The following is a 26,942-nucleotide window of genomic DNA, read 5'->3' on the forward strand; positions in this document are numbered from 1 at the left end:
CATGGTGACCATTTATCATAATCCACGTTGCAGCAAGAGCCGCGAGACGCTGGCGCTGCTGCAACAGCAGGGAGTGCAGCCGGAAGTGGTGCTGTATCTGGAAACACCGCCTGATGCGCAAACGCTGAAAGCGTTGCTGAAAAAACTGGGTATTACGAGTGCACGCGAGCTGATGCGCCGCAAAGAAGATCTGTATAAATCGCTGGGGTTAGCTGAACCCGGTCTTAGCGAGGATCAGCTGATTCAGGCGCTGGTTGAGCATCCCAAACTGATCGAGCGCCCGATTGTAATCAACGGTGAACAGGCGCGCCTTGGCCGCCCGCCCGAAGCGGTGCTGGAGATTATTTAAAGCCCCAGCGCTTCTTTAACAAAGGGAATGGTGAGTTTACGCTGCGCGCTGATGGAGGCGCGATCCAGTCGATCCAGGGTTTCAAACAGAGTACGCATTTCGCGGTCGAGGCGTTTCAACAGGAAACGCCCGACATCCTCCGGCAATTCAAAGCCGCGGATCCCGGCACGCAATTGCATCGCCTGCAACTTGTCGTCATCCGACAATGGCTGTAAACGGTAAATCTGGCCCCAGTCGAGACGTGATGCCAGATCCGGCAACCCGAGATTGAGCTGGCGCGGCGGGCGATCGCCGGTGATCAACAGACGGGTTTTGCCGATTTCCAGAATGCGGTTATAGAGATCAAAGATCGCCATCTCCCACTCGGCGTCCCCGGCGATGCACTCGATATTATCGATGCACACCAGCGCCAGATGCTCCATCCCTTCCAGCACTTCCGGTACGAACCAGGTGCGTTTATCCAGTGGGACATAGCCGACCGCTTCACCGCGTGCCGACATTTCAGCACAAGCAGCGTGCAGCAGATGGCTGCGGCCACCGCCTTCGCGCGACCAGAAATAGAGATAGCTGCCGTGTTGTTGCACCAGCGCACCCTGAAGTGCGGCTAACAGGGACGGATTTTCCCCAGGCCAAAAGCTGGCAAAGGTTTCGTCATCAGGTAAGTAAAGTGGCAGTGAAAGCTGTGCCGGCGTGTTCAGAAGCACCTCAGCGTATGAACGGGCAGAAAACGGGGCAAGTCTATCACGATCCTTGCCAGAGATGAACCGGGCTTCCCTGCCCGGCAAACGCGCTTAGGGTTCGCGTTGCTCTTCAGCATCCAGAACCACTTCTTCCGGACGTAACAAGCTGATTACGCGGAAGATCAGGCTGAGTGCCACGCCAACAATGGTCGCCAGCGCCATACCTTTCAGTTCGGCGGCACCGATATGCACTTTGGCACCGCTGACGCCGATGATCAGGATCACCGAAGTGAGGATCAGATTCTGCGCTTTGTTGTAATCCACTTTGGATTCAATCAGCACACGAATACCTGAAGCACCGATCACCCCGTACAGCAGCAGTGACACGCCACCCATCACCGGCACCGGAATCGCCTGAATCGCGGCGGCCAGTTTGCCGACGCAGGAGAGCAGAATCGCCAGGATTGCCGCCCCGCCGATCACCCAGGTGCTGTAGACACGGGTGATCGCCATGACGCCGATGTTCTCACCGTAGGTGGTGTTGGGGGTTGAACCAAAGAAACCGGAGATCATGGTGGAAAGGCCGTTGGCGAACATGGAACGATGCAGGCCCGGATCGCGGATCAGATCTTTTTTCACGATATTCGCCGTCACCACCAGGTGACCAACGTGCTCGGCGATCACCACCAACGCCGCAGGCAGAATGGTCAACATCGCCGCCCACTCAAAACGTGGCGTATAGAACGTCGGCAGTGCAAACCACGGCGCATTCTCAACCGACGCCCAGTTTACGATGCCCATATAAGAAGAAAGCGCGTAGCCAACCAGCACACCAATCAGAATCGGGATAATGGCAAAGAAGCCACGGAACAGCACGGAGCCAAACACGGTAACACCCAGCGTCACCAGCGAAATAAACACGGTGGTGCCATCCGGTGAGGTGCCCTCAGCAGGCAGCAGACCAGCCATATTGGCCGCCACGCCCGCCAGCTCAAGGCCGATAACCGCCACAATCGCACCCATTGCCGCAGGCGGGAACATCACGTCCAGCCAGCCGGTGCCCGCCTTTTTCACTATCAGGGCAACAACACAGAACAGGAAACCGCAGAGGATGAAGCCGCCCAGCGCGACTTCATAGCCCAACGGTAACAGCAGCAGCACCGGAGAAATAAAGGCGAAGCTGGAGCCGAGATAAGCCGGGATTTTCCCTTTACAGATGAAGAGATACAGCAGCGTCCCTACCCCGTTAAACAGCAGCACCGTGGCCGGGTTGATGTGAAACAAAATCGGCACCAGCACGGTTGCGCCAAACATGGCGAACAGATGTTGCAGACTGAGTGGAATGGTTTTGAGTAGCGGCGGTCGTTCGCTAACGCCGATGGCGCGACGAGTCATTCAGTGATCCCCTTGAGTTGTGTGGTGCATTTTTGCCAAAAAAAAGCCGACTCTCTGGCCGGCTGCTTTATTTATTTGGTTCCGAAAATCTTGTCGCCGGCATCGCCGAGACCAGGAATAATGTATCCCTTCTCGTTCAGGCCTTTGTCGATTGAAGCGGTATAGAGTTCAACGTCCGGATGCGCTTTTTCCAGCGCGGCAATACCTTCCGGTGCAGCCACCAGCACCAACACCTTGATGCTGTTACAACCGGCTTTTTTCAGCAGGTCGATAGTGGCGATCATCGAGCCGCCGGTTGCCAGCATCGGATCCACCACCAGCGCCATGCGCTCTTCGATGTTGGAAACCAGTTTCTGGAAGTACGGTACCGGCTCCAGCGTCTCTTCATCACGGTAAACGCCGACCACGCTGATACGCGCGCTCGGTACGTGTTCCAGCACGCCTTCCATCATGCCCAGACCGGCACGCAGAATCGGTACGACGGTAATTTTTTTGCCTTTGATTTGTTCGATTTCTACCGGGCCATTCCAGCCTTCAATCGTAACGCGCTCGGTTGCCAGGTCGGCAGTGGCTTCATAAGTCAGCAGGCTGCCAACTTCTGACGCCAGTTCGCGGAAGCGTTTAGTACTGACATCATGCTCACGCATCAGGCCCAGTTTATGTTTGACCAGCGGGTGTTTGACTTCCACGATCTTCATGATTGTTCTCCCGGAATTGAGTTGAGCTAAAAAAAAATCGCGGGATTATACCGCCTTTTTCCTGCTGCGCCATATGTCATTGGTCAATACAACGCCTTCCACCATCTGAGATTAAGGATTAGCGAAAAAGCGGTGCCGTGCAAAGGGGGCGTGAGATGGGACTCGCAAACGTTTGCCTGCGCTGGTAGAATTACGCCGCTTTATTTTAACCACCAACCGCAACTCGCGTGGGGATTCCGCAGTGACCGACAAGACCTCTCTCAGCTACAAAGACGCCGGTGTTGATATTGACGCAGGTAACGCTCTGGTTGACCGCATTAAAGGCGTAGTGAAAAAGACCCGCCGCCCGGAAGTGATGGGTGGACTGGGGGGCTTTGGCGCGCTTTGTGCGCTGCCGCAGAAATACCGCGAGCCAGTGCTGGTCTCCGGCACCGACGGCGTCGGCACCAAGCTGCGTCTGGCGATGGATCTTAAGCGCCATGACAGCATCGGTATCGATCTGGTGGCGATGTGCGTGAACGATCTGGTGGTGCAAGGCGCTGAGCCGCTGTTCTTCCTCGACTACTATGCCACCGGCAAACTGGATGTCGACACCGCTTCCTCGGTGATCACCGGTATCGCTGAAGGTTGTTTGCAATCAGGCTGTGCGCTGGTTGGCGGTGAAACCGCAGAGATGCCTGGCATGTATCACGGCGAAGATTACGACGTGGCGGGTTTCTGCGTCGGCGTGGTGGAAAAATCAGAGATCATCGACGGCTCGAAAGTGCAGGATGGCGATGTTCTGATCGCGCTGGGTTCCAGTGGCCCGCACTCTAACGGTTACTCGCTGGTACGTAAGATCCTGGAAGTCAGCCAGACTAACCCGGAAACCAAACAGCTGGAAGGCAAACCGCTGGCCGATCATCTGCTGGCACCGACCCGCATTTACGTGAAAAACATCCTGAGCCTGATCGAACAGGTTGATGTGCACGCCATTGCGCACCTGACCGGTGGTGGCTTCTGGGAAAATATTCCGCGCGTACTGCCGGATAACACCCAGGCGGTGCTGGAAGAAAGCAGCTGGCAGTGGCCGGCAGTGTTCAACTGGTTGCAGCAGGCCGGTAATGTTAGCCGTCACGAAATGTACCGCACCTTTAACTGTGGCGTGGGCATGGTGATTGCGCTGAGCGCAGCCGAAGCTGATAAAGCGGTACAGCTGATGACTGACGCAGGCGAGCAGGCGTGGAAGATTGGTGTGATCAAAGCGTCTGATTCTGAAGAGCGTGTGGTTATCAACCCATGAAAAAACTGGTTGTACTGATCTCCGGCAACGGCAGCAATCTTCAGTCCATCCTTGACGCCTGCGCAAGCGGGCGTATTAACGGCAGCGTGGCTGCCGTTTTCAGTAATAAATCCTCGGCGCTGGGGTTAACCCGTGCGCAGGAAGCCGGTGTGCCGACTCATGCGCTGGCTGCCAGTCAATTCGCTGACCGTGACGCCTTTGATCGCCAGCTGATGCAGGAGATTGATGCTTACGCCCCTGATTTGGTGGTGCTGGCGGGATATATGCGTATCCTCAGCCAGGCATTTGTCGCGCATTATCATGACCGTCTGGTCAATATCCACCCTTCCCTGTTGCCAAAATATCCCGGCCTGCATACCCATCGTCAGGCACTGGAGAATGGCGACGCAGAGCATGGTACTTCGGTGCATTTCGTCACCGATGAACTGGATGGCGGGCCGATTATTTTACAGGCGCGCGTACCGGTGTTTGCCGATGATACGGAAGAGGATGTTACCGCCCGCGTGCAGCACCAGGAACACGCCATCTATCCGCTGGTGATTAGCTGGTTTGTGGAAGGACGTTTGCAGATGCGCGAGGGTGCGGCCTGGCTGGATGATCAACCGCTGCCACCGCAGGGCTACGCTCACGATTGATCTCAGATTCAATACTGACTTCGCGCGATAAATCGCGCCGCTACCGTATTTGCAACCCTTCGTAGCGGCGCGATTTATCGCGCTTGTTCTTTGTATTTTCCTCAACCAAATCGACCGGTAATGTAATCTTCCGTACGCCGCGCTTGCGGTGAAGTGAAGATCCGATCCGTCTCATCAAACTCCACCAACTGCCCGTTATGCATAAACGCGGTGTAATCGGACACGCGCGCCGCCTGCTGCATGTTGTGCGTTACCAGCACCAGCGTGAAATGTTGCTTGAGCGTCGTCATTAATTCTTCAATCACCAGCGTGGAGATGGGATCGAGCGCGGAAGTTGGCTCGTCCAGCAATAAGACTTCCGGTTCAATGGCGATCGCGCGTGCAATCACCAACCGTTGCTGTTGACCGGTCGAGAGGGTTAAGGCGTTTTGCCCCAGCTGATCTTTCACTTCACTCCATAACGCCGCCGCGCGTAGCGCACGTTCGCAGGCTTCATTCAATATCCGGCGGTCACGCACCCCTTGCAAACGCAGGCCATACACCACGTTTTCATAGATTGATTTGGGGAACGGGTTAGGTCGCTGAAACACCATGCCGACACGGCGACGCAGTGCAGCCAGATCCTGCTCCGATTGCATAATGGCATGCTGCCCCAGCCAAATCTCCCCTTCCATGCGGCTACCATCAATCACATCATTCATGCGATTAAAACAACGCAGCAACGTCGATTTGCCACAGCCGGAAGGGCCGATCAGCGCCGTGATATGGTTCTTCGGCAGTTGCAGGTCAATGTTATTCAGCGCCTGGCGCTCGCCATACCACAGCGAAAGCTGATTAACCTTGAGGGCAATGTCGTAATCAGGGGTCATGTGGAGAACCTTTTAATGCGTCATAAGCCGGTAACGCTCACGCAGGCGGTGGCGCAACACCATCGCCAGCAGGTTGAGCGACAGGATAATTACCACCAGCAACAGGGCGGTGGCATAAACCAGCGGGCGGTCAGCGTCGATATTCGGGCTTTGAAATGCCAGATCGTAAATCTGAAAACCGAGGTGCATAAACTTGCGGTCAAGATGTAAATACGGAAATACTGCGTCCACCGGGAGTTCCGGCACCATCTTCACCACGCCAACCAGCATCAATGGGGCGGTTTCCCCGGCCGCACGCGCGACCGCCAGAATCAAACCGGTCAGCATCGCTGGCACCGCCAGTGGCAATACCACGCGCCACAGGGTTTCCGCCTGAGTGGCTCCCAGCGCCAGCGATCCCTGTCGCAGGCTGTCCGGAATGCGTGATAATCCTTCCTCGGTGGCGACGATCACCACCGGCAACGTCAGCAACGCCAACGTCAGCGCCGCCCATAACAAACCCGGGGTGCCAAATGTCGGGTTTGGCAGTGCGCGTGAGTAAAACAATTGGTCGATAGTGCCGCCAATCAGCCAGACAAAAAAGCCAAGGCCAAACACGCCGTACACAATCGATGGCACACCCGCCAGATTGACCACCGCAATTCGTACCAGCCGGGTCAGAGCATTACGTCCGGCATATTCATGCAGCCAGAGTGCCGCCACCACGCCAAGCGGCATAACGATGACCGACATCAGCAGTACCATCAGCACGGTGCCAAAAATTGCCGGTAGCGCGCCACTTTCGCTTTCGCCCGCCGCCGGATTATTGCTGACAAATTGCCACACCTGGCTGAAGAAATGCTGGACTTTCTGGCCGAAGCTCATGCTATTCGGGTACCAGGCCGCGACAATTTGCGCCAACGGAATCACATGGTCCTGCCCCTGTACATCGCGCAGCACCAGCACATCCCGCTGGCTTTCACTTTGCAGCTGGCTCAGTTGATTAGCCAGGGCGCTAAAACGCCGTTGCAGCGCGGCGCTGTTGGCATCGTATTCGGATTGCCGCCGCGCACTGAACGCCCCTTTGCGTTGCTGCTCTTCCGCCTGTTGTTGCAGGTTTTCCAACTGGGCATTGAGACGCGCCATATCAATACGCCGGATCTGGCTCGCCTGACGTAGCTGCTCATGGGCCGCTTTTAAACGCTGATGCAGCAGCGCATCGCGATCGCGCGCCGTCAGCACTTCATTATTTTCACGCAATTCGATAAACCAGCCGTAAGCATTCCCGCCGCTGCGCCGCTGCAACACCATCACATCCGGCGGCTGACGAATTTCGGCCTGGTTTTGACTGTCAATGACGCGGAAATCAGGCGGAGAAAAATCACGATTCCCGGTTTTCACCACATAACGCCAGCCGCTGCCATGCTGCTGGCGCTGCACTGTCTCGCCCAGCAGCTTCACCGGTTCACCATCGGGTGGCTGGAACTGATATTGATCGACCGGCTGGGGCCAGAAGGCGCGCATACCCTGCCAGGCCAGCAGCCCAATCAGCAAGGTAAAAGCCAACAAACAGACGGCCACCGCACCGGCGGTGAGCCAGCGCCAGCGATCATTTTGGCGCATCGCCTTCATCCCTGCCCCTCATGCTGGTTGTAACGCTGGCGCAGACGCTGGCGAATGACCTCCGCCACCGTGTTAATAATCAGGGTAAAAATCAACAGAATCAGTGCGCTAAGGAACAAGATACGATAATGGGCACTCCCTGCTGCCGCCTCCGGCATCTCAATGGCGATATTGGCTGACAACGCGCGCAGCCCGGCAAACAAGCCACCTTCGCTCACCGGCGTGTTGCCGGTCGCCATCAGCACGATCATGGTTTCACCCAACGCCCGACCAAAACCGATCATCAATGCGGCAAAAATACCCGCTGAAGCCCCCGGCAGCACCACGCGCGTCAGGGTTTGCCACGGTGTCGCCCCCAATGCCAGCGACCCTTGCCCCAATGAGAGCGGCACACTGAACAAGGCATCTTCCGCTAAGGTAAAGATTAGCGGCACCAGCGCGAACCCCATCGCCAGCGCGGCCACCAGCAGGTTGCGTTGCTCATAATGGGCCAGACGCTCCCCGATATTTGGCCAGATATAAGTGGGTAGCCACAGCGTAAACAGGGTGACGGCCAGCAATATCGGCAGCAATAACAACACTTCGTAGCCCGGCTGACGCCAGCGTGCGGGCAGACGCGGGCTGAACAGGCCACATAACAGCAAGGTCGCTGCCAGCACCAGTGGCAGCAACAGCACGCCAATCAACGCATTGCTGATGTGCGGTGCCAGCCAGATCCCGGCAATCAAACCGATGACCACGCTCGGCAGCGCCCCCATCATCTCAATGCCCGGCTTGACCCAACGACGCAAACCCGGCGTCATAAACCATGCGGTATACATCGCCGCTGCCAGCGCCAGCGGCGTGGCAAACAGCAGCGCCAGGCTGGCCGCTTTCAACGTGCCAATCACCAGCGGCATCAGACTAAATTTCGCCTGATAGCTGTCCCCTGCGGCGGTGGATTGCCACACCCAATCGGGCTGCGGGTAGTTTTCGTACCAGATTTTTTGCCACAAATTACGCCAACTGAAATCCGGCCAGGGATCGTCGAGGCGCAGACGCTGCCATTGCCCTGCCCGCTCCAGCAGCAGCGTGTCACCGCGTGGAGAGAACGCAGCCGCCTGAACGCCGGGAGCCAGTTTGCGGGTGACAATCGGTCCCGGCTGTTTGCTGGCAAACAGGCTAACCTCGCCTGCCGCATTCAGAGTGGCGAATACGCGACGCTGGGACTCAGTGACAATTAAGCTCGCGCCCGTGCTGGCATTGAAGGTGCGTATTTCCTGTAAACGCGGCCCCTGCGGCCCGGCAATGGCAAACCACTGGCTGACGCCGCGCGTATCCTGAATCAATAAGGTACGCCCCCCAGCCAACAGATGCAGGCTTTGCGGTTTCTCCGTCAGGGTTTGCGTTTCGCGCAATTGCGCGCCATCCGTGCTGACTTGCCAGACGCGCAACAGGCGGCCTTCGCTGGTATACAGCACGCTGCCATCGGGTGAGAGCAACAGGCGATCGGCCTGCTGCTGCGGCAGAAGAATTTGACCAACGCGGTTTGAGTTATCCAGTGTCAGGAGAACAATTCCGGCAGCGGTTTGCGCCGCAATCCGCCATTGGTTGTCCGTGAGCGTAGCCAGCGCCATGTGCGACACCGCCCCCTGGGGAAGATGTAACGGACGATCGCCGAGTGGAAAGCGCCATTCGCCGTTAACCGGCTGCATCAGCAGTAAATCGCCCTGCATATTCAGCAGCAGGCTGTGATGGTAGGCGCTCTGCGCTACCGCATCCGGTTTGCCCTGCAACGCCAGCGCAGGTCCGGCAGGTTGTCCATCCAGCGGAATAAAACGTGCTTCGTTACGGCTGATACGCCAACCGAGCGGCCCGTCGCTGCCCATTGCCAACACCGGGGCTTTGTCCCACAGCTGTTGACTGGCAACCACCTGCACACCTGGCGTGCTAAAAAGGGGCAATACGACCCAGATTAACCAGAAGAACAGCAGTAACATCAGTAGCAAAATTCCCACACCGCAAGCGGTGACGATACGCTTAACCCACCGGTCAATGGCACGGCGGCGTTTATCGCTAAAGTGGACGGGAATGCTTGTTATGCTCATGCAGATCAGGGTTAGGCTCGTAGACAAGCCGCTATGTTGCCCGTAGCTGATTGATAAGACAACTGTTGGCGTTGGACAAGCCTGCCATACTCTCGCCATAATGGTGAGGGAGACTGTGCGAAACAGCGCAATCGCGCCTTTTCGCCGGGCATCCCGTCCAGCAACAGCATCACGGAGTCAGAATGGGTCAGGAAAAGCTGTATATAGAAAAAGAATTAAGCTGGTTATCGTTCAACGAACGCGTGTTACAGGAAGCAGCGGATAAAAGTAACCCGCTGATTGAACGTATGCGTTTCCTCGGGATCTATTCGAACAACCTTGATGAATTTTATAAAGTTCGCTTTGCCGATTTAAAACGCCGCATTCTGATTGGGGAAGAACAAGGTTCACCCAGCACGCCACGCCACCTGCTGAAGAAGATTCAACAACGGGTACTGAAGTCTGACCAGGAATTTGATGCGCTTTATAACGATCTGCTGCTGGAAATGGCGCGTAATCAGATCTTCCTGATTAACGAACGCCAACTGTCACCCAACCAGCAGGTATGGTTACGTTACTATTTCAAGCATCAGCTGCGTCAGCACATCACGCCAATTCTGGTCAATCACGACACCGACTTAATCGAATTCCTGAAAGATGATTACACCTACCTGGCGGTAGAAATTATTCGTGGGGACGATAAACGCTACGCACTGCTGGAGATTCCGTCCGATAAAGTGCCGCGCTTCGTTAACCTGCCTGCTGAGTCGCCACGTCGTCGTAAACCGATGATCCTGTTGGACAATATCCTGCGTTATTGCCTTGATGATATCTTTAAAGGCTTCTACGACTATGATGCGCTGAACGCCTATTCGATGAAGATGACGCGCGATGCAGAGTACGATCTGGTCACGGAGATGGAATCCAGCTTGCTGGAGCTGATGTCTTCCAGCCTGAAGCAGCGTCTGAATGCGGAACCGGTGCGCTTCGTGTATCAACGGGATATGCCAGATGAAATGGTGGAGATGCTGCGCCATAAACTTTCCATCTCCAACTACGATTCGGTGGTGCCGGGTGGCCGTTACCACAACTTTAAAGATTTTATTAGCTTCCCGAATGAGGGCAAAAGCAATCTGGAAAATCGTCCGTTGCCACAGATCCGTCATATCGGTTTTGATGGCTTCCGCAACGGCTTTGATGCGATTCGTAACCGCGATGTGCTGCTCTACTATCCGTATCATACCTTTGAGCATGTGCTGGAACTGCTGCGTCAGGCGTCTTTCGACCCGAGCGTGCTGGCGATCAAAATCAACATCTACCGTGTAGCCAAGAACTCACGCATCATGGATGCGATGATCCACGCCGCCTACAACGGCAAAAAAGTGACGGTGGTGGTAGAGTTACAGGCGCGTTTCGATGAAGAAGCCAACATCCACTGGGCCAAGCGTCTGACCGAAGCTGGCGTCCACGTTATCTTCTCTGCGCCGGGTCTGAAAATTCACGCCAAGCTGTTCCTGATTTCGCGTCGCGAAGGGGAAGAGATTGTGCGCTACGCGCATATCGGCACCGGTAACTTTAACGAGAAGACCGCGCGCCTTTATACTGACTACTCTTTGCTGACGGCGGATGCTCGTATCACCAACGAAGTGCGTCGGGTGTTTAACTTTATTGAAAACCCTTATCGCCCGGTGAGTTTCGACCATTTAATGGTTTCGCCGCAAAATTCGCGCAGTATGCTTTATCAATTGATTGATAACGAAATTGCCAACGTGCAGCAGGGAATTCCAGCGGGCATTACGCTGAAAATTAATAACCTGGTAGATAACGGGTTGGTAGATCGGTTGTATGCTGCTTCAGCGGCGGGGGTGAAAGTGAACCTGCTGGTACGCGGCATGTGCTCGCTGATCCCTGATTTACCGGGTATCAGCGAAAATATTCGCGTGATTAGCATCGTTGACCGCTATCTTGAGCATGACCGCGTCTATATTTTCGAAAGCGGCGGCGATAAAAAAGTGTTCCTCTCCTCTGCGGATTGGATGACACGTAACATCGATTACCGTATTGAAGTGGCCGTGTCGATCCTCGACCCGCGTCTGAAACAGCGCGTGCTGGATATCATCGCCATCCTGTTTAGCGATACAGTTAAAGCCCGTATCGTGGACAAAGAACTGAGTAACCGTTATGTGCCGCGCGGCAACCGCAGAAAAGTGCGCTCGCAACTGGCGATTTACGATTACATCAAGCAACTGGAACAACCTGAATAATTCCTATGCCAATATCCCATAAGAGTACGCCAAAGCCTCAGGAGTTTGCGGCCATCGACCTTGGCTCCAACAGTTTCCATATGGTGATTGCCCGTGTGGTGGATGGCGCCATGCAGGTGTTGGGACGCCTCAAGCAACGCGTGCATCTGGCCGATGGGCTGGATGCACAAAATCGGCTGAGCGAAGAAGCCATTCAACGCGGGCTGAATTGCCTGGCGTTATTTGCCGAGCGTTTACAGGGATTCAGTCCAGCCAACGTAACCATCGTCGGGACGCATACGCTGCGTCAGGCCATCAATGCGGAAGAGTTTTTGCAACGCGCGGCCGACGTCATTCCATACCCGATTGAGGTGATCTCCGGGAATGAGGAAGCACGTCTGATCTTTATGGGTGTGGAGCACACCCAGCCGGAGAAAGGCCGCAAGCTGGTCATTGATATCGGCGGTGGTTCGACTGAGCTGGTGATTGGCGAAGATTTTGAGCCACAACTGGTGGAAAGCCGCCGAATGGGTTGCGTCAGCTTTGCCCAGCTCTACTTCCCGAAAGGGGAAATCTCGCCGGAAAACTTTCGTCGCGCCCGTCTGGCAGCAGCACAGAAGCTGGAAACCCTGTCGTGGCAATATCGCCTGCATGGCTGGCAGTATGCGCTGGGCGCATCAGGAACCATCAAAGCGGCCTGCGAAGTGCTGCTGGCGATGGGCGAGAAAGAGAAACTGATTACCCCGGAACGACTGGACCAGTTGTACAGCGAGGTGATCAAGCACAAATCCTTTGCTGCACTCAGCCTGCCGGGTTTGTCCGAGGAGCGTAAAGTGGTGTTTGTTCCGGGCCTGGCGATCTTGTGTGGCGTGTTTGATGCGCTGGCCATCCGCGAGCTGCGTCTGTCGGATGGTGCGCTGCGCGAAGGCGTGCTGTATGAAATGGAAGGTCGCTTCCGTCATCAGGACATTCGTAGCCGCACCGCCCAGAGTCTGGCAAACCACTACGCTATCGACAGCGATCAGGCTCGCCGCGTGTTGGAAACCACCGAACAACTTTATCTGCAATGGCTCGATCAGAATCCCAAACTGGCTAACCCGCAGCTTTCTGCCCTGCTGAAATGGGCGGCGCTGCTGCATGAAGTCGGGCTGACCATTAACCATAGCGGTATGCAGCGCCATTCGGCCTATATCCTGCAAAACACCAACATGCCGGGCTTTAACCAGGATCAACAGATGCTGCTGGCGATGCTGGTACGCTTCCATCGTAAAGCGGTGAAGATGGATGAGATGCCGCGCTTCACCCTGTTTAAAAAGAAGCAATTCTTACCGTTGGTTTTCCTGCTGCGTCTCGGCACCCTGCTGAACAATCAGCGCCAGGCGACCACGCGTCCGGATTCGCTGAAATTGTCCACCGATGACGGCCACTGGACGCTCACCTTCCCGTCTGGCTACTTTAGCCAGAATACATTGGTGCAGTTGGATCTGGAGCGCGAGCAAAGCTACTGGAATGAAGTGACCGGCTGGAACCTGATTCTGCAAGAGGAGTAAACGCGGGTTACTATGAGCATTCGTCCTGACAACTATTTCGCGGAAAAATATGGCCTGACGCCACCGCATTCGGAAGTGCTGGAAGCGCTGCCCAAATTAACTCCGGGTAAAGCGCTGGATTTGGGGTGCGGCCAGGGCCGCAACAGCTTGTTTCTCAACCAGCAGGGCTTTGATGTGACAGGCTGGGACAGCAATCCGCAGAGTCTGGCGCGGTTGCAGCAGATTATCCATGAGGAGCAGCTGCAAAATATCCGTGCTGAATCCTGTGACCTGAATCAGGTGCGCTTCAACGGCGAGTATCAGCTGGTGCTGTCCACCGTAGTGATGATGTTCCTGCAACCGCAGAGCATCCCGCAGTTGATTGCTGATATGCAGGCCAGCACGGTGAAATATGGCTATAACCTGATCGTCGCGGCGATGAGTACCGATGACTATCCCAACCCGCTGGATTTCCCGTTCACCTTTAAATCCGGCGAACTGAGCCACTACTATCGCAACTGGCATATCGTGAAATACAACGAACATGTGGGTGAGTTGCATCGCCGTGATGAAAACGGCCAGCGCATCCGCTGTCGTTTCGCCACGTTGCTGGCTCAAAAGGCAAGTTACTGACCGTAGCGGCGCGATTTATCGCGCGGGTTTTTCCTGCAACGCGCACGAAATTGCGCGATAAATTGCGCCGCTACGTGTTTGGTGGGTATTTTTAACCTTTTCTGCTCATTTTTCACCCAGCGATTGATTTAGCGATCTAAGTATGACTAAATGTTGCAATCGCCCAGAAGGGTATCTACAGGAAACACCCCGCGTGAATAACGCTTTCCCCGCACGAAGACGTCCCAAAACCGGTTCGATGACACGTATTGTTTTGCTGATCAGTTTTTTTATTTTGGTTGGCCGTCTGATTTTTACCATCCCTGGTGCCATTGAGCATCATCAGCAAAAGAAAGCCACATCTGATCCGGTGACACAAAGCAGTAACGACACGCGTTAAGGAATTTGCGAGTCACTGCGCCGCCACATTGTCCATTGCGACGATGATGTTTGTTACGTCCTGTTTACCCGTAACGCACTACACTTCGAACTGACATTTACAGACACAAAGGACGCGTTATGTCTGCCACGCCCGCGCAACAACTGACTGAAACCCGCCATCGCATTCTTAACCTGCTGCTCACGCAACACGACCTGGTTGATGTCCTGCTGGATAAGTCGGTTGACCTGCCTGCCAGCAAACTGAAAGAAGTCAGCGAGTGGCGTCATCAGTTGGAAGGCGATTTGCAGATGCTGCACGCCGCGGATTTGGCCGATATTCTTGAGGCGCTGCCGCAGGAGGAACGCCAGGCGTTGTGGCGCTTAGTACCCTGTGAACAGCGTGGTCGGGTATTGGTGGAAGCGTCCGAAACCGTCTGGGCCAGTCTGACGGAAAGTATGACCGATCGCGAAATTCTGCGCGCGATCCAGCCGCTGGATATTGACGATCAGGCTTATCTGGCACGCTATCTGCCGCGTGATCTTACCGGCCGTCTGTTGACTACCCTCGATCCCAGCCAACGCGCCCATGTTCTCAGCGTGGTGGAGTTCGATCGCGATCGGGTTGGTCGTATTATGGATTTCAACATTCTGACGGTGCGCGCCGATGTCACCCTCGGCACCGTACAACGCTTTCTGCGCCGACGTCAGACCATGCCGGATGGCACCGATAAGCTGTTTATCACGGATAAAACCAATCAACTGCTGGGTGAACTGCCACTCACCACCATCCTGCTCAATCCGCCAGAAACGCGGGTGGACGCGGTGATGAATGCCACGCCGACCACCTTCCAGCTCAACGATAAAGCCGAAGATGCCGCAGGCGCATTTGAGCGTTATAACCTGATTTCTGCCGCCGTTACCGACGCCAAAGGCAAGCTGATCGGCCGCGTTATCGTCGAAGACGTGATTGACCTCGTCAATGAAGAGAATGAGAGCAATATCCGTAAAATGGGCGGTATCAGTCAGGAGGAGGATGTCTTCGCGCCGGTACGCAAAGCAGTGAGCAAGCGTTGGGCATGGCTGGCGATTAACCTCTGCACCGCTTTCGTTGCATCCCGCGTTATCGGTCTGTTTGAAGAAACCATTTCACAACTGGTGGCACTGGCTACCCTGATGCCGATTGTCGCCGGCATTGGCGGCAACACCGGCAATCAGACCATCACCATGATTGTGCGCGCCCTGGCGCTGCATCAGGTGGAGCCGGGCAACTTTTCGTTTCTGATTATACGTGAGCTGGGTGTTGCGCTGCTTAACGGCGTGTTCTGGGGCGGCATCATGGGGGCCGTCACCTGGATGATGTACGATAATCTGGCGTTGGGTGGCGTTATGATGCTGGCGATGGTGCTGAACCTGCTGCTGGCCGCGCTGATGGGGGTGCTGATCCCGCTCATTATGACCAAGCTGAAACGTGATCCGGCGGTCGGCTCCAGCGTGCTGATTACCGCCATCACCGATACCGGCGGGTTCTTTATTTTCCTCGGCCTCGCCACCCTGTTTTTGTTGCACGCGTAATTTCGCACAACCTAATGCGCAGGAGCGCTATCTGCCAGCTAGAATCAGCCATACCTTAACCTCGCAGGAGAATACGATGTTTAACGTGGATGATTTTGTGCAGTCGAAAACCGGTGGTCCAAAAATGTTGGTGCTACGCGTTGACGGCGATACCCTGTGGTGCGCCCGGATTGATGATGCCACCAAAAAGGAAATTGCGATCAAAGCCGATACCGTCAATCTCTATCACGAAGACGGTGACTTCGGCGTGTGTTGATGGGCTTCGCCGGGGATTAGCCCGGCGGATTATCCTGCTGCACGTTGTCGCTGCCAATGCCGCCAATAAAAGGCAGTCGCAGACGCAATGGGGTAAAATCCAGCCCCATATTCAACCCCAGAATATTGAGTTCAAACCCTTCTTCCGCGCCGAGAGTCACCCCCGCCACCCCCAGCACTGATACCTGAATCCCACGCCCCGATGGCGGCAACCCGATTGGCCGCCATAAAGGGCGATAATCTTTGCCGACCGCGTTGGCAGGCAAATCCAGCGCCAGTGCCGGTACTTCACGACCAATATGAGCAAGGAAGGTGTTGCTGTTCGGGCCTGGCCAGGCATGGTAGGTCTGCGGCCAGGGATAGGATTTGATCGCGGCTTCAATCTGCGGAATCATCGCCTGCGCTGCCGCCCCGCGATGATCGACCAGCAATCTTGGCCGCGCGCCATACCAGTAGCCATCGGGGAGATTGGCGTTGTGACGCACTTTGTCATCGCTCCCCCAACTGATCACTTCATAGCGGTTGTACTGCGTTTCTCCGGCGCGTTTAAAAATAATCCACGGATGGACCGCCACCGCCCCTTTCCAGCCATAGGTGGGGGCGGCATAGACCTGAACAATGGCTTGAGAAGCATAGATGCGTGGATCGGGGGCGATGCCAGCAGAATCTCGCCGTGCCGACCACCAGCCCCCGCGTTCGCTGGAGAGCTCACCGCTGCGGTTAGCCTGCGCCAGACTGGCTCCCAGCGAGAGCAACACAACACATAAAAACGTGAAGACAACGGCTTTCAATGGCAGCATTAAGGAAATCCTGTTGGTGAAAAAAACGTCTGATTATCTTGCAACGAAATGGTGAGTTTGTATTCACTAACTATGTGGTGGGATATTCTAGCGGTGATGGTTGGCGTGGATGATTGTGACGCTACGTAAGGAGGCGCTGACGGTGGAGAATTAAAAGTCTGCTACATTATTCTGTCATCATTACCATGCAGTATGGATGACCATCAAATTCATAAAAGGGTAATCATAATGAACAACGAAAATCCCACTGTTGCGCTGATTGGCCCCGGCGCTATTGGCACCACCATTGCGGCTGCACTGCATGAGGTGGGACGCACGCCAACCATTTTTGGGCGCACGGCCCATCCGCAACTGGAGCTGCGTACCGATGAAGGCAACATCATTGTGCCTGGTCCGGTACTGACAAATCCGGCGGCAGTAGCTGCGCCCTTCGATCTGGTTTTCGTCGCTGTCAAAACGACGCAGATTGCAGCCACCGCACCCTGGCTGACTGCGTTATGCCACGAACAGACGGTCGTCTGCGCGCTGCAAAACGGTGTTGAACAGCCAGCACAGTTGGCCCCCTTTGTCGCAGGTGCCACGGTTCTGCCCTCAGTGGTGTGGTTCCCTGCGCAACGTGAACCTGACGCCTCGGTGTGGCTGCGCGCCAAACCCCGCCTGACTCTGCCGGCGACCCCGCAGACCCACCTGGTGGTAGCTGCGTTACGCGATACCCGCTGTCAGGTCGATATCTCAGACGATTTTAAATCGATTGCCTGGCGTAAGTTATTGCAGAACGCGGTCGCCGGGTTGATGGTGATGGCAAATCGTCGTGCCGGAATGTTTTCGCGTCCTGATATCACTGAACTGGCGCTGGCGTATCTGCGCGAATGTCTGTCAGTAGCACGCGCAGAAGGCGCGAATCTGAGTGATGCGGTGCCACAGGAGATTGTCGATGGCTTCCATCGTGCACCGGTGGATTTAGGCACCTCGATTCTGGCGGATCGCCAGGCCGATCGTCCGCTGGAATGGGACATCCGCAACGGCGTCGTACAGCGCTATGGCCGTGTCCACGGTATCGCTACCCCGATTAGCGATGTGGTGGTGCCGCTGCTGGCGGCGGGCAGTGACGGGCCGGGTTGATGAAACAAAAAAGCCCGCAATAATGCGGGCTCAGGATGATTATGCAACTGAAGTGGGGATTATTCCCACTCAATGGTTGCCGGTGGTTTACCTGAAATATCGTAAACCACACGCGAAATGCCGTTCACTTCGTTGATGATGCGGTTGGAGACACGACCAAGGAAGTCATACGGCAGGTGCGCCCAATGTGCGGTCATAAAGTCGATGGTTTCGACTGCGCGCAGTGACACCACCCAATCGTATTTACGACCATCGCCCATCACCCCCACAGAACGGACCGGCAGGAACACGGTGAACGCCTGGCTGACTTTGTTATACAGGTCAGCTTTATGCAGTTCTTCAATGAAGATGGCATCGGCACGACGCAGCAGGTCGCAATACTCTTTCTTCACTTCGCCCAGCACGCGCACGCCAAGGCCCGGACCCGGGAACGGGTGACGGTACAGCATGGCATATGGCAGGCCCAGCTCCAGACCGATTTTGCGCACTTCGTCTTTGAACAACTCTTTCAGCGGCTCGACCAGACCCAGCTTCATCTCTTTCGGCAGGCCACCGACGTTGTGGTGCGATTTGATGACATGCGCTTTGCCAGTGGCAGAAGCCGCAGACTCAATCACATCCGGATAGATGGTGCCCTGTGCCAGCCATTTTACGTCAGTCAGTTTGCCCGCTTCTTCATCGAAGACTTCAACGAATACGCGACCGATGATTTTGCGTTTGGCTTCCGGATCGTTTTCACCCGCCAGCGCTTCAAGGAAACGCGTTTCCGCCGCTACGTGGACAATGTTCAGCCCGAAGTGGTCGCCAAACATCTCCAGCACCTGGTCAGCTTCGTTCAGACGCAGCAGGCCGTTGTCGACGAATACACAGGTCAGACGGTCACCAATCGCGCGGTGCAGCAGCATCGCAGTGACGGAAGAATCCACGCCGCCAGACAGGCCCAGGATGACTTTGTCTTCGCCGACCTGCTCGCGAATACGCTCAACCGCATCTTCGATGATTTTTGCCGGGGTCCACAGCGCTTCACAGCCGCAGATATCGCGCACAAAGCGCTCCAGCATACGCAGCCCCTGACGGGTGTGAGTCACTTCCGGGTGGAACTGCACGCCGTAAAAACGCTTCTCTTCGTTGGCCATGATGGCAAACGGACAGGTTTCGGTGCTGGCGACGGTAACGAAGTCAGCCGGGATGGCAGTCACTTTGTCACCGTGGCTCATCCATACGTCCAGCAGCGGTTTGCCTGCGTCGCTGATGGCATCTTCGATGTCACGAATCAGCGCGCTCGGGGTTGTCACTTCAACCTGCGCATAACCAAACTCACGTTCGGTGGAGCCTTCAACTTTACCACCCAGCTGCATCGCCATGGTCTGCATGCCATAGCACACGCCCAGCACCGGCACGCCAGCGTTGAAAACGTATTCCGGTGCACGCGGGCTGTTCAGTTCGGTAGTACTTTCCGGGCCGCCAGAAAGAATGATGCCGTTCGGGTTGAACTGACGAATTTGCTCTTCGGTGACATCCCACGCCCAGAGTTCGCAGTAGACGCCCAGCTCACGCACGCGGCGCGCGACCAGTTGCGTATACTGAGAACCAAAATCGAGGATCAAAATGCGATGTTTATGAATATTTTCAGTCGTCATTGCGGCGTTTCCATTGGGATGGACTTAATAATAAAAGCGCCCGGCTAAAGCCGGGCGGTAAATCTTACGGGATTATGAACCCAAGCGGTAGTTCGGCGACTCTTTGGTGATGGTCACGTCATGGACGTGGCTCTCCTGAATGCCTGCGCCGCTGATGCGCACAAATTCTGCTTTGGTGCGCAGGTCATCGATAGTCGGACAACCGGTCAGACCCATACAGGAGCGCAAACCGCCCATCTGCTGGTGCACGATCTCTTTCAGACGGCCTTTATAGGCTACGCGACCTTCGATACCTTCCGGCACCAGTTTGTCGGCGGCATTATCGGTCTGGAAGTAACGGTCTGAAGAACCTTTAGACATCGCGCCCAGTGAACCCATGCCACGGTAGGATTTGAATGAACGGCCCTGATACAGCTCGATTTCACCCGGAGATTCTTCCGTACCCGCCAGCATAGAGCCGACCATGACTGCCGCCGCACCGGCTGCGATTGCTTTTGCGATGTCGCCAGAGAAACGGATACCGCCATCAGCAATCACCGGAATACCGGTACCTTCCAGCGCTTCTACCGCGTCAGAAACGGCGGTGATCTGCGGAACACCTACGCCGGTTACGATACGGGTAGTACAGATGGAGCCAGGGCCAATACCCACTTTCACCGCGCTCACACCCGCCTGCGCCAGCGCCAGCGCACCAGCACCGGTGGCAACGTTGCCGCCGATAATCTCGAGGTCCGGGTATTTCGCACGGGTTTCACGGATACGCTGCAACACACCTTCAGAGTGACCGTGTGAGGAGTCGATCAGCAGAACGTCCACGCCTGCCGCAACCAGCGCATCAACACGCTCTTCGTTGCCCGCACCGGCACCTACCGCCGCACCCACACGCAGACGGCCCTGCGCATCTTTACAGGCGTTCGGTTTACGTTCGGCTTTCTGGAAATCTTTAACGGTGATCATGCCCAGCAGGTGGAAGCTGTCATCCACCACCAGCGCTTTCTCAACGCGTTTTTCGTGCATTTTCTGCAACACGATGTCACGGGCTTCGCCCTCTTTCACCGTGACCAGGCGCTCTTTCGGTGTCATCACCGCAGAAACTGGCTGGCTCAGATCGGTCACGAAACGCACGTCACGACCGGTGATGATACCTACCAATTCGTTGTCGGCATTAACCACCGGGTAACCGGCAAAGCCGTTACGCTCGGTCAGTTCTTTCACTTCCGCCAGGGTGGTGGTCGGCAGCACGGTTTGTGGCTCGGTGACCACGCCGCTTTCGTGTTTCTTCACCTTGCGAACTTCATCCGCCTGGCGCTCAATTGACATGTTTTTGTGGATAAAGCCCAGACCACCTTCCTGTGCCAGCGCGATCGCCAGACCGGCTTCGGTCACGGTGTCCATCGCTGCGGAGAGCATAGGGATGTTCAGACGAATGTTTTTCGTCAGTTGGGTGCTGAGATCGGCCGTGTTAGGCAGAACGGTAGAATGAGCAGGAACGAGCAGAACGTCGTCAAATGTGAGTGCTTCTTTAGCGATTCGTAGCATGGCAATATCTCAACCTGGGGGTGAATGAGAACAGATAAAATATTGCCGCGGCATTATACAGGCCGAAATCGGTTGCCTCCAGTGTTTTTTCAGAAAAACTCTTGATCCCCTGTACCAGCCATGTAGTATCGGTTAATTAACCCTCTGATTTGATATTTGATCTCCATCACATGTCGCTACCGCCAACCGCCAATATTTTTACTGTCAGCCGCCTGAATACCACGGTGCGTCAACTGCTGGAAAATGAAATGGGCCTGGTGTGGCTCAGTGCTGAGATATCCAACTTTACCCAACCGGCATCCGGCCACTGGTACTTCACCCTGAAGGATGATGGTGCCCAGGTACGCTGTGCCATGTTCCGTAACAGCAACCGTCGGGTGGCCTTTCGCCCCCAGCACGGTCAGCAGGTGCTGGTGCGTGCCAGTATCACGCTGTACGAACCGCGTGGCGACTATCAACTGATTATCGAAAGCATGCATCCGGCCGGTGAAGGCTTGTTGCAGCAGCAGTTCGAACAGTTGAAAACCCGGCTGGCGGCAGAGGGTTTATTTGATCAGCAATTTAAACAACCGCTGCCGGACCCGGCACGCCAGGTTGGGGTGATCACATCGGCAACCGGCGCAGCGCTGCACGATGTGCTGCGCGTGCTGCACCGTCGTGACCCTTCCCTGCCGGTGGTGATTTATCCCACCGCGGTGCAGGGAGTGGATGCCCCCGCTGCGATTGTGCGCGCTATTGAACTGGCAAACCTACGCGATGAATGTGATGTGCTGATTGTCGGACGCGGTGGCGGTTCGCTGGAAGATTTGTGGAGCTTCAACGACGAACGCGTGGCGCGCGCCATTTTTGCCAGCCGCTTGCCGATTGTCAGCGCAGTCGGCCACGAAACTGATGTCACCATCGCCGATTTCGTTGCCGACCTGCGTGCGCCAACCCCCTCAGCCGCCGCTGAGCTGGTGAGCCGTAATCAGCTGGAATTGTTGCGCCGTCTGCAATCTCAGCAGCAACGCCTGGAAATGGCGATGGATTACTATCTGGCGCAGCAGCAGCGCCGCTACACGCGTATTCTGCATCGCTTGCAGCAGCAACACCCGCAACTGCGGCTGGCACGACAAAACACCGCCCTGCTGCAATTGCAGCAGAAACTCCATGACGCAATGGATCAGCGTCTGCGTAGCGCCAGTCGTCAACAGGATCGTCTGCTACAACGCCTGAACGCACAGCAGCCACAGCCACGTATTTTGCGTGCTCAGCAACAGCTACAGCAGTGGCAATATCGGCTGCAACAGGGAATGCAGAACCAGTTAAATCAGCATCGTCAGCGCTTCGGCACGCTGGCGGCACAACTTGAAGGGGTCAGCCCGTTGGCGACCCTGGCGCGTGGCTTTAGCGTCACCACGGATACCCAGGGCCATGTGGTGAAGAAAATGCAGCAGCTGAGCAAAGGCGATCTGCTACGCACCCGGCTGGATGATGGTTGGGTGGAAAGTGAAGTGACCGCCCTTACCCCTCGTAAGTCTGCGCAATAAATCGCAAAACCTTGCGCGATAAATCGCGCCGCTACGGGCCTTGCTATACTTTCTGACACATTCATCTGTCAGGGAGTCTGATATGCCTTACAGCGTGATTCCGCCTTACATGTTGCGCAATATTATTGCGCATGGCTCCGCTCCACAGCAGGATTATGCACGCCGCACGCTGACCCATGTTCAACATCTGATGGCCGAACACAAACGCACCACCTCCCCCAATAGCGCGGCCACACCCGGCCAGGTGGTGCGTGCGATTTACGATGCCGAACATACGCAAAATCTGCCCGGCACGCTGTTACGCCAGGAAGGCCAGCCTGGCAACGGTGACGTGGCAGCAGAAGAAGCCTGGGACTATCTCGGGATCACTTACGATTTCTACTGGCAAATCTATCAACGTAACTCGCTGGATAACCGGGGATTAAAACTGGACGGTACCGTGCATTACGGCAAGGAGTATCAGAACGCGTTCTGGAACGGCCAGCAAATGGTGTTCGGTGACGGCGATGGTGAGATCTTTAATCGTTTTACCATCGCCATCGACGTAGTGGCGCATGAACTAACCCACGGCGTGACCGAAAGCGAAGCCGGGTTGGTTTATTTCTCACAGTCGGGTGCGCTGAATGAGTCGATGTCGGATGTGTTCGGTTCGCTGGTAAAACAATTTCACCAGCAGCAAACCGCCGATCAGGCCGACTGGATCATCGGGGAAGGGTTGCTGGCAAAAGGGATCAACGGACGCGGCCTGCGCTCCATGTCAGCGCCTGGCACGGCGTATGACGATCCGATGTTAGGAAAAGATCCGCAACCTGCCGATATGGCCCATTACATCGAAACCCGTGATGATAATGGTGGCGTACACCTCAACTCCGGGATTCCTAACCGGGCATTTTATCTCGCTGCCAAAGCGCTGGGCGGTTTTGCCTGGGAACTGGCGGGTCAGGCATGGTATGACACGTTATGTGACCGTAGCCTGCCGCAGGATGCGAATTTCAGCACCTTTGCTGGCTTTACCATCCAGCATGCCAGCAAACGCTTTAATCGCTCAGTGGCGGATGCAATTCAATCTGCATGGCAGGAGGTAGGTGTGATGTGAACATTCCCCCACTCACCGATGATGCGATTATTGAACTGGCTCGCGAAGGCGGGCTGGCTTTTATCCCACATTTACGTGGCGAACGCCGTTTTGCCCTGGCGCAATTGCCTGAACCACAAAAACACCGGGTATGCAGCGTGCTTGAGCAGGCGATGTCACTGGGTGAACCAGAAGATCAGGCTGCCAGCATGGGGCGTGGCGATCAACGCTATTTTCGCCTGCAAATCAGTTATGCCACCCATCAGCAGTCAGGAACGATTGTGATACTGATTCCTGAGCAGGTTGCGCCACCCGAGCTGGAAGCGCTGTGGCGAGATGGCGAACAGGCATAAAAAAAGGACCGGCGATGTCGGTCCTTTTTTCGTTTACCCGGCCAGCAGGCACTGGCCGAGGCAGTGACGGTTACGGCAGAGCGTAGGCGATCACGTAATCACCACGGTCCGGAGACTGACGAGCACCACCTGCGGAGATCAGGATGTACTGTTTGCCGGTTTTCGGAGACACGTAGCTGATCGGGCCACCCTGGCTACCTACTGGCAGACGGGCTTTCCACACTTCTTTACCGGTTGAGCTGTCAAACGCACGCAGGTAGTAATCCTGAGTACCGGCGAAGAATACCAGGCCACCCTGCGTTGCCAGAGAGCCACCCAGCGTCGGCATACCAATAGGCATCTGAGCGTGCATCTTGATACCGAACGGACCGGTATCCTGCACCGTACCTACCGGCACCTGCCAGACAATCTGACGGGTCTTCATATCAATCGCAGACATGGTACCGAACGGCGGAGCCTGGCACGGAATACCCAGCGGAGACATAAAGCGGTTTTTGTTGACTGCATACGGTGTGCCTTTCAGCGGCACCGCACCCATACCGGTGTTCACCGCTTCGCCACCATTGCTGGTAGCTGCTTTGCTGGTGTCCTGCGGCACCATCTGCACCCACAGGCCCAGACGCATATCGTTGACGAACATGTACTGGTTGTTCGGATCAAACGAGATGCTGCCCCAGTTCATACCACCCAGTGAACCCGGGAAGCTGAGGGACACATCGGTGTCCGGCACGGTAAACAGGCCGTTGTAACGCATGGATTTGAAGCTGATACGACACATCAGTTGGTCGAACGGCGTAGCACCCCACATATCAGACTCTTTCAGGGTCTGGTTACCGATGTTCGGCATTTCTACCGAGTGCGGTTGGGTTTTGGTGTATTGCTCGTTCGGGATGTGGCCCTGCGGCATCGGCAGTTCTTCAACTTTGGTCAAAGGCTTGCCGGTCAGGCGGTCCAGTACCCAGATCATACCGGTTTTCGCACCGATCACGACCGCAGGCTTAGTGGTACCATCCTTCATCGGGAAGTCAACCAGGCTCGGCTGCATCGGCAGGTCGAAGTCCCACAGATCGTTATGGACGGTCTGGTAAACCCACTTCTCTTTACCGGTAGTCGCATCAAGCGCCAGAATAGATGCGCCGTATTTGTGATCCAGTTTGGTACGATCTGCACCATACAGGTCAACAGACGAGCTACCCATCGGCAGGAACACGGTGTTCATCGCCGGATCGTAGGACATTGGTGCCCAGGAGTTCGGGGTGCTGCGGGTATAGTCTTTGCCCGGCATCAGTACGGCATTCGGGTCCACGTTGCCTGGGTCAAACGCCCAACGCATCTGGCCAGTGATGACGTCGAAGCCACGCAGTACGCCGCCCGGCATGTCGGTTTGCACGTTATCAGCAACACGACCGCCCACCACTACAGTGGTACCTGCCATCGCAGGCGCGGAAGTCAGCTGATACTGCGGGTCTGGTGCGTTGCCGAGGCCCGCTTTCAGATCCACCACGCCGTGGTTACCGAAATCTTCACAGAACTCACCGTTGTCAGCGTTGATAGCAATCAGACGCGCATCGATGGTGTTCATCAGGATGCGACGCTGACAGGTATCACCCGCCGCCAGAGTCACCGGGGTCACCGGCGTTGAGCCAGGTTGAGTCGGTTGCGTCAGCGGTTTGGTCGCGTCAAAGTACGCCAAGCCACGGCAGCGGTTCCACACCTGAGACTGGGCGTTGATTTCACGTTTCCAGATCTGCTTACCGGTATCAGCCGCAACCGCAATCACGTTGTTGTGTGGCGTACACAGGTACAGGGTGTTGCCAACCTGCAACGGGGTTTCCTGATCTTCCGCGCCGTTACCGGTCGGGCTGATCGGGGTATCACCAGTGTGGAACGTCCAGGCGACTTGCAGATCCTTGACGTTATCACGCGTGATCTGGTCCAACGCCACAAAGCGATTACCACCCGGGGTGTTACCGTAATTGTCCCAGTCTTTCTGCTGTTTCGCTTTATCCACCGGAATCAGCGGCAGCTCTTTGCCTTCAAAAGCCACGGTCGGATGAGGCTGGAACATCTGAACAAAGGTCACCACCATACCCACGGCAATCACCGCAGACAGCGCGTAAGAGACTTTAGCCAGCGAGGTTTTGCCCTCAGCTTTGCGCAATGCAGGCCAGGTCAGGAACGCCAGCAGCATCAGGCCAGCAGGGACCATCAGGCGTGAAACCAGCGGCCAGAATACCCAACCCGCATCCACCAGCGCCCAAATCAGGGTGCCAGCGAAGACCAGAATAAACAGGGTAACGGCTGAAGATTTACGACGGAAGAATTGAACCGCCGACAGCAGCATAACAATACCGCTGATCAGGAAGTACCAGCTGCCGCCAAGAGAAACCAGCTTACCACCGCCGATGGCGAAGAACAGGCCAACGGCCAACAGGACCAGTCCGAACAATACAGACCAGATGCTCAACCCTTTACAGGGGCGAGCGGGATTTTCTGCCATAACACAAACTCTCCTGAAAAAATAAAGCGCAGGTGCCAGATATGGGTGCTTTCCGGTCACAGATCCCGTGCCCTGCCTGTGGCAGGAATCGTTTCGTTTACGTCTTTATTTTAGAACTATTGGTACGGGTGCGACGCCCGAGATGCAGTCTTGTGAGGAAGGACACAGCGAAGCGCTATTGATGTTCGCCACAAGGCGGCAGGATTGTACCACCTG

23 protein-coding genes are annotated in these 26,942 nt (G+C 55.7%); 13 read left to right on the forward strand and 10 right to left on the reverse strand.

Annotation, left to right across the window (positions count from 1 at the left end; all coding sequences use genetic code 11):
* The first annotated feature begins 1 nt into the window (after position 1).
* Positions 2-349: an arsenate reductase (glutaredoxin) gene (gene arsC / locus L579_RS11010; protein WP_021184320.1), complete on the forward strand. Its 348-nt coding sequence runs from the start codon at positions 2-4 to the stop codon at positions 347-349.
* Here the strand turns inward: arsC and hda are convergent.
* The 3 genes from hda to upp form a co-directional block, all read right to left on the reverse strand.
* Positions 346-1,053 carry a DnaA inactivator Hda gene (hda, locus tag L579_RS11015; RefSeq protein WP_021184321.1) on the reverse strand — a complete coding sequence of 236 codons (708 nt, stop codon included), beginning with the start codon at positions 1,051-1,053 and terminating at the stop codon, positions 346-348. The two genes, arsC and hda, sit on opposite strands and share 4 nt — an antisense overlap.
* Positions 1,054-1,140: 87 nt before the next feature.
* Complete coding sequence (gene uraA / locus L579_RS11020) at positions 1,141-2,424, reverse strand: uracil permease (protein ID WP_021184322.1); 1,284 nt, start codon at positions 2,422-2,424, stop codon at positions 1,141-1,143.
* Positions 2,425-2,495: 71 nt separating this feature from the next.
* A complete protein-coding gene (upp, locus tag L579_RS11025; RefSeq protein WP_021184323.1) occupies positions 2,496-3,122 on the reverse strand; it encodes a uracil phosphoribosyltransferase in 627 nt (208 codons plus the stop codon).
* Positions 3,123-3,363: 241 nt separating this feature from the next.
* Here upp and purM point away from each other — a divergent pair, with 241 nt between their 5' ends.
* Positions 3,364-4,404 carry a phosphoribosylformylglycinamidine cyclo-ligase gene (gene purM, locus L579_RS11030; RefSeq protein ID WP_013510051.1) on the forward strand — a complete coding sequence of 347 codons (1,041 nt, stop codon included), beginning with the start codon at positions 3,364-3,366 and terminating at the stop codon, positions 4,402-4,404.
* Complete coding sequence (gene purN, locus L579_RS11035; RefSeq protein ID WP_021184325.1) at positions 4,401-5,039, forward strand: phosphoribosylglycinamide formyltransferase; 639 nt, start codon at positions 4,401-4,403, stop codon at positions 5,037-5,039. Before purM ends, purN begins: the two co-directional genes overlap by 4 nt.
* Before the next feature lie 101 nt (positions 5,040-5,140).
* Here purN and pstB read toward each other — a convergent pair whose 3' ends face one another.
* The 3 genes from pstB to L579_RS11050 are packed head-to-tail and all read right to left on the reverse strand — an operon-like array spanning position 5,141 to position 9,597.
* Complete coding sequence (gene pstB, locus L579_RS11040; protein WP_021184326.1) at positions 5,141-5,908, reverse strand: phosphate ABC transporter ATP-binding protein PstB; 768 nt, start codon at positions 5,906-5,908, stop codon at positions 5,141-5,143.
* A gap of 12 nt (positions 5,909-5,920) precedes the next feature.
* Positions 5,921-7,519 (reverse strand): phosphate ABC transporter permease PstA, encoded by a 1,599-nt coding sequence (gene pstA, locus L579_RS11045; RefSeq protein ID WP_021184327.1) that lies wholly within the window; start codon positions 7,517-7,519, stop codon positions 5,921-5,923.
* Positions 7,516-9,597, reverse strand: coding sequence for an ABC transporter permease subunit (locus L579_RS11050; protein WP_021184328.1), 2,082 nt, complete (start codon positions 9,595-9,597; stop codon positions 7,516-7,518). Before L579_RS11050 ends, pstA begins: the two co-directional genes overlap by 4 nt.
* 182 nt (positions 9,598-9,779) lie before the next feature.
* On the opposite strand from L579_RS11050, the gene ppk1 reads away from it, so the two are divergent.
* The 6 genes from ppk1 (at position 9,780) to L579_RS11080 (ending at position 16,169) form a co-directional block, all read left to right on the forward strand.
* Positions 9,780-11,840 (forward strand): polyphosphate kinase 1, encoded by a 2,061-nt coding sequence (ppk1, locus tag L579_RS11055; RefSeq protein ID WP_021184329.1) that lies wholly within the window; start codon positions 9,780-9,782, stop codon positions 11,838-11,840.
* Between the two features lie 5 nt (positions 11,841-11,845).
* Positions 11,846-13,369: an exopolyphosphatase gene (ppx, locus tag L579_RS11060; protein ID WP_021184330.1), complete on the forward strand. Its 1,524-nt coding sequence runs from the start codon at positions 11,846-11,848 to the stop codon at positions 13,367-13,369.
* A gap of 12 nt (positions 13,370-13,381) precedes the next feature.
* Positions 13,382-13,981 (forward strand): tellurite resistance methyltransferase TehB, encoded by a 600-nt coding sequence (gene tehB, locus L579_RS11065; RefSeq protein WP_021184331.1) that lies wholly within the window; start codon positions 13,382-13,384, stop codon positions 13,979-13,981.
* A gap of 193 nt (positions 13,982-14,174) precedes the next feature.
* Positions 14,175-14,360, forward strand: coding sequence for a YfgG family protein (locus L579_RS11070; RefSeq protein WP_036626450.1), 186 nt, complete (start codon positions 14,175-14,177; stop codon positions 14,358-14,360).
* A 119-nt stretch (positions 14,361-14,479) separates the two neighbouring features.
* A complete protein-coding gene (gene mgtE, locus L579_RS11075) occupies positions 14,480-15,913 on the forward strand; it encodes a magnesium transporter (protein ID WP_021184334.1) in 1,434 nt (477 codons plus the stop codon).
* A 76-nt stretch (positions 15,914-15,989) separates the two neighbouring features.
* A complete protein-coding gene (locus tag L579_RS11080) occupies positions 15,990-16,169 on the forward strand; it encodes a hypothetical protein (RefSeq protein ID WP_021184335.1) in 180 nt (59 codons plus the stop codon).
* A gap of 16 nt (positions 16,170-16,185) precedes the next feature.
* Here L579_RS11080 and L579_RS11085 read toward each other — a convergent pair whose 3' ends face one another.
* Positions 16,186-16,968, reverse strand: coding sequence for a DUF3750 domain-containing protein (locus L579_RS11085; protein ID WP_021184336.1), 783 nt, complete (start codon positions 16,966-16,968; stop codon positions 16,186-16,188).
* Between the two features lie 228 nt (positions 16,969-17,196).
* On the opposite strand from L579_RS11085, the gene L579_RS11090 reads away from it, so the two are divergent.
* Positions 17,197-18,090: an oxidoreductase gene (locus tag L579_RS11090; RefSeq protein WP_021184337.1), complete on the forward strand. Its 894-nt coding sequence runs from the start codon at positions 17,197-17,199 to the stop codon at positions 18,088-18,090.
* A 59-nt stretch (positions 18,091-18,149) separates the two neighbouring features.
* On the opposite strand, the gene guaA is transcribed toward L579_RS11090, so the two are convergent.
* Together guaA and guaB are read right to left on the reverse strand one after the other, a co-directional pair.
* Positions 18,150-19,730, reverse strand: a complete 1,581-nt coding sequence (gene guaA / locus L579_RS11095) for a glutamine-hydrolyzing GMP synthase (RefSeq protein ID WP_021184338.1) — start codon at positions 19,728-19,730, stop codon at positions 18,150-18,152.
* 72 nt (positions 19,731-19,802) lie between these two features.
* On the reverse strand, positions 19,803-21,269 hold the full coding sequence (guaB, locus tag L579_RS11100) for an IMP dehydrogenase (protein ID WP_013510071.1): 1,467 nt from the start codon (positions 21,267-21,269) through the stop codon (positions 19,803-19,805).
* A gap of 170 nt (positions 21,270-21,439) precedes the next feature.
* Here guaB and xseA point away from each other — a divergent pair, with 170 nt between their 5' ends.
* The 3 genes from xseA (at position 21,440) to L579_RS11115 (ending at position 24,226) form a co-directional block, all read left to right on the forward strand.
* Positions 21,440-22,798 carry an exodeoxyribonuclease VII large subunit gene (xseA, locus tag L579_RS11105; RefSeq protein WP_021184339.1) on the forward strand — a complete coding sequence of 453 codons (1,359 nt, stop codon included), beginning with the start codon at positions 21,440-21,442 and terminating at the stop codon, positions 22,796-22,798.
* A gap of 82 nt (positions 22,799-22,880) precedes the next feature.
* The gene (locus L579_RS11110) at positions 22,881-23,894 is read left to right on the forward strand and encodes a M4 family metallopeptidase (protein WP_021184340.1); all 1,014 of its coding nucleotides are present in this window, start codon (positions 22,881-22,883) and stop codon (positions 23,892-23,894) included.
* Positions 23,870-24,226, forward strand: coding sequence for a protealysin inhibitor emfourin (locus L579_RS11115; RefSeq protein ID WP_051337970.1), 357 nt, complete (start codon positions 23,870-23,872; stop codon positions 24,224-24,226). Before L579_RS11110 ends, L579_RS11115 begins: the two co-directional genes overlap by 25 nt.
* Positions 24,227-24,296: 70 nt before the next feature.
* Here L579_RS11115 and L579_RS11120 read toward each other — a convergent pair whose 3' ends face one another.
* Positions 24,297-26,726, reverse strand: coding sequence for a glucose/quinate/shikimate family membrane-bound PQQ-dependent dehydrogenase (locus tag L579_RS11120; protein WP_021184342.1), 2,430 nt, complete (start codon positions 26,724-26,726; stop codon positions 24,297-24,299).
* Positions 26,727-26,942: the final 216 nt, after the last annotated feature.

Source organism: Pantoea sp. AS-PWVM4, assembly GCF_000468095.1.
Lineage (GTDB): Bacteria > Pseudomonadota > Gammaproteobacteria > Enterobacterales > Enterobacteriaceae > Pantoea > Pantoea phytobeneficialis.

Excerpts from the sequence above, each read along its gene's own strand:
- arsC (WP_021184320.1), top strand. The coding sequence starts at position 2 with ATGGTGACCATTTATCATAATCCACGTTGCAGCAAGAGCCGCGAGACG.
- uraA (WP_021184322.1), bottom strand. The coding sequence starts at position 2,424 with ATGACTCGTCGCGCCATCGGCGTTAGCGAACGACCGCCGCTACTCAAA.
- upp (WP_021184323.1), bottom strand. The coding sequence starts at position 3,122 with ATGAAGATCGTGGAAGTCAAACACCCGCTGGTCAAACATAAACTGGGC.
- purN (WP_021184325.1), top strand. The coding sequence starts at position 4,401 with ATGAAAAAACTGGTTGTACTGATCTCCGGCAACGGCAGCAATCTTCAG.
- pstB (WP_021184326.1), bottom strand. The coding sequence starts at position 5,908 with ATGACCCCTGATTACGACATTGCCCTCAAGGTTAATCAGCTTTCGCTG.
- pstA (WP_021184327.1), bottom strand. The coding sequence starts at position 7,519 with ATGAAGGCGATGCGCCAAAATGATCGCTGGCGCTGGCTCACCGCCGGT.
- L579_RS11050 (WP_021184328.1), bottom strand. The coding sequence starts at position 9,597 with ATGAGCATAACAAGCATTCCCGTCCACTTTAGCGATAAACGCCGCCGT.
- ppk1 (WP_021184329.1), top strand. The coding sequence starts at position 9,780 with ATGGGTCAGGAAAAGCTGTATATAGAAAAAGAATTAAGCTGGTTATCG.
- ppx (WP_021184330.1), top strand. The coding sequence starts at position 11,846 with ATGCCAATATCCCATAAGAGTACGCCAAAGCCTCAGGAGTTTGCGGCC.
- tehB (WP_021184331.1), top strand. The coding sequence starts at position 13,382 with ATGAGCATTCGTCCTGACAACTATTTCGCGGAAAAATATGGCCTGACG.
- mgtE (WP_021184334.1), top strand. The coding sequence starts at position 14,480 with ATGTCTGCCACGCCCGCGCAACAACTGACTGAAACCCGCCATCGCATT.
- L579_RS11080 (WP_021184335.1), top strand. The coding sequence starts at position 15,990 with ATGTTTAACGTGGATGATTTTGTGCAGTCGAAAACCGGTGGTCCAAAA.
- L579_RS11085 (WP_021184336.1), bottom strand. The coding sequence starts at position 16,968 with ATGCTGCCATTGAAAGCCGTTGTCTTCACGTTTTTATGTGTTGTGTTG.
- L579_RS11090 (WP_021184337.1), top strand. The coding sequence starts at position 17,197 with ATGAACAACGAAAATCCCACTGTTGCGCTGATTGGCCCCGGCGCTATT.
- guaA (WP_021184338.1), bottom strand. The coding sequence starts at position 19,730 with ATGACGACTGAAAATATTCATAAACATCGCATTTTGATCCTCGATTTT.
- guaB (WP_013510071.1), bottom strand. The coding sequence starts at position 21,269 with ATGCTACGAATCGCTAAAGAAGCACTCACATTTGACGACGTTCTGCTC.
- xseA (WP_021184339.1), top strand. The coding sequence starts at position 21,440 with ATGTCGCTACCGCCAACCGCCAATATTTTTACTGTCAGCCGCCTGAAT.
- L579_RS11110 (WP_021184340.1), top strand. The coding sequence starts at position 22,881 with ATGCCTTACAGCGTGATTCCGCCTTACATGTTGCGCAATATTATTGCG.
- L579_RS11115 (WP_051337970.1), top strand. The coding sequence starts at position 23,870 with ATGGCAGGAGGTAGGTGTGATGTGAACATTCCCCCACTCACCGATGAT.
- L579_RS11120 (WP_021184342.1), bottom strand. The coding sequence starts at position 26,726 with ATGGCAGAAAATCCCGCTCGCCCCTGTAAAGGGTTGAGCATCTGGTCT.